The sequence below is a fragment of the Paenibacillus sp. Marseille-Q9583 genome (genome assembly GCF_976954365.1).
This window is the reverse complement of sequence record NZ_CDRJTB010000148.1, coordinates 1-2,305: the sequence shown is the minus strand read 5'-3', so window position 1 is coordinate 2,305 and position 2,305 is coordinate 1. Positions and strand designations below refer to the sequence as shown.

At 37.6% G+C, this 2,305-nt stretch carries 4 protein-coding genes; 2 read left to right on the top strand and 2 right to left on the bottom strand.

Going from position 1 to position 2,305, the window contains the following annotated elements:
• The coding region (locus ACWNM1_RS30460) for a class I SAM-dependent methyltransferase (protein WP_449603917.1) at positions 1 to 611 on the top strand (611 nt) is incomplete at its 5' end.
• A gap of 84 nt (positions 612 to 695) precedes the next feature.
• Here ACWNM1_RS30460 and ACWNM1_RS30455 read toward each other — a convergent pair.
• On the bottom strand, positions 696 to 794 hold the full coding sequence (locus ACWNM1_RS30455; RefSeq protein ID WP_082651031.1) for a sporulation protein YjcZ: 99 nt from the start codon (positions 792 to 794) through the stop codon (positions 696 to 698).
• Between the two features lie 483 nt (positions 795 to 1,277).
• Between ACWNM1_RS30455 and ACWNM1_RS30450 the strand changes: the two genes are divergently transcribed.
• The gene (locus ACWNM1_RS30450; protein WP_449603916.1) at positions 1,278 to 1,445 is read left to right on the top strand and encodes a hypothetical protein; all 168 of its coding nucleotides are present in this window, start codon (positions 1,278 to 1,280) and stop codon (positions 1,443 to 1,445) included.
• Positions 1,446 to 1,603: 158 nt separating this feature from the next.
• Here ACWNM1_RS30450 and ACWNM1_RS30445 read toward each other — a convergent pair whose 3' ends face one another.
• A complete protein-coding gene (locus ACWNM1_RS30445) occupies positions 1,604 to 2,230 on the bottom strand; it encodes a type 1 glutamine amidotransferase family protein (protein ID WP_449603918.1) in 627 nt (208 codons plus the stop codon).
• Between the last annotated feature and the right edge of the window lie 75 nt (positions 2,231 to 2,305).

Below are 2,305 nucleotides of genomic sequence, written 5' to 3'. Positions count from 1 at the left end.
GAATCCTTGAAGTTGGTTGTGGCACTGGTAGAACAGCTTGTTATTTAGCTGCGCAAGGTCATGATGTAATAGGTATAGATATTCAACCAGATATGATCTCAAAAGCAAAAATACGGGCTGAAAAAGAGAATTCTTCAATTCAATTCTTAGTAGGAGACGCAAGTTCGCTTCCTTTTCTTAACGAGTCATTTGATGTGATTCTTGTTGAGTCTGTATCCATTTTTACGGATATAGAAAAGGCATTCTCGGAATATTATAGGGTTCTGCGGACTGGAGGCAAGCTTTTTGACAGAGAAATGATTCAATATAAACATATGTCTAAAGAAATGAATCAAATGATTAGTACATTTTATCATGTTAAGAATCTGTGGGACTTTAATGATTGGTCAGCATTAGTAAGCACTATGGGATTTTATCATTCACAGATAGATGGTCCCTTCTTGTTTCCTAAATCAAGTGAGGATCTTACAGAGCATCCGGACAATTATCAACAAATGGATGCAGATTCCTTTCTTGACCACACGATTTGGGAAGTGATCAGTCAGTACAATAGTATAATGGACCGTTATCATGAATACATCGGATTTATTCTCGTAATTGGAACGAAATAAAGGATTGGCTTGTCCATCAACATTTGCGAAAAAAAGAACAATAGCCTTGTAACAGTGACTATTGTTCTTTGTGATAGCCTGCTATTATACAAAGAAACAAGCAGATAACACAATTACTAATAAGATATAAAGAACTAAAATTTCTCCAGTAGAAGTAAATCTGCCTCCAACTCCACAGCTCATTGATTATCCCCCCCTTTTACTTCATAAAACATAATATGCACTACTATTCTAAATGTATGGACTATAACCTAATTAACATGAGCTGACGGATTTTAATACTCACGCCGGAAATAATTACGAAATTGGTCCCAACATTATGGCCAAAATTTCTCAAATAGATGATGAATAATAAGAGGTCTATCCATGAATCAAGACAGCGGAAGTTTATATGGTTATTCCGGAATGGCATTCGGATTCGGAATTCTCATAGACAAGAAAAATCATCTGAGGAATTGTCGTAAATTCGAACCCGCATCGAAAAAATTGAAAAGATTCTTAGTGAGGTAGAATAAACGGCGAAATTGCAACAGTCACGTAAAGGCCCATCCGATAAGATATGATGGACCTTTGTTATATCCTCCATTAACTTCTGATATGTGGTAAAAAAACTTATTTTGGTATTGAGCGAAAAAAACAGCACAAAATATCATGCACTGGAACAGGATGTTAACAATTTCCGTTCATACACTGGATTTGAAAGGAACAAGCTATGAAATCGGGTATAAGCTAGGCAATATTATTTCAGAAAATACAACACATAACTTTGCCGATGCATTGAAGGTTAATACCGAGCAAATCGCTTACTACGCCATGACGTATCTGCTGCCGTGATGCAGTCAGATTGCCTTGCTGCCAAATATGACAGCACAGAACAAGCCATTGTTAGCCCTAGAGAATTATTGGATGATAGCGCGGCCTAGAGCGAATTGCAAAAGCCCAAGCTTTGAACACGCCTGGGCTTCACATCCATCCCTTATATTCCTATACTGTCATTGGATTGAATTCATTAACTCGTAGAAATATTTAGGTTCATGAGTTTTATTAAGACGATACCAAGCGTCTAATGTTTTTGGAGAAAATACATCTAGCGCTTTTAAAACATGAACAGAAAATTCTAATGGAGCCACTCCGGTTGCGGTGATCAATTTCCCATCGGTGACAGCAGATTCCACTTTGTAATATTCTTCGCCCGTGTAAGAATGGCAAATCATTTTAAGGTAAGCCAAATCATTGCTTGTGTGCCAACGTGAATCTAACAATCCTGCTTGAGCAAGTCCTAAGGTAGCGCCGCAAATTGCTCCAACTACTATCCCTTCCTTTAAACACATCTCGGCGATTTTTAATATGGGCACGTGAATAGCTTCTGTCCATGTATTTCCACCAGGTAAAATCAGTGCATCTACGCTTTTAATGCTGCACTCATCCACTTTAATGTCAGGCATTATTTTCAATCCGCCCATTGTAGTTACTGGAGTCTTTTCTATCCCAACGGTGACTATTTTCGCTGGAGCTAGCCCCTGTCTGAAGTATCTTCCAGAGTTCAGTTCGGCGGCTAAATAACCTATTTCCCAATCGGACATGGTATCAAACACATAAAGATATACTGTATTATTCATTTCTAAGTGCTCCTCATAAAGTTTATTAGGTAACAGCAACCATTCATCTTTAATGAATGGTTTATCATTATAATA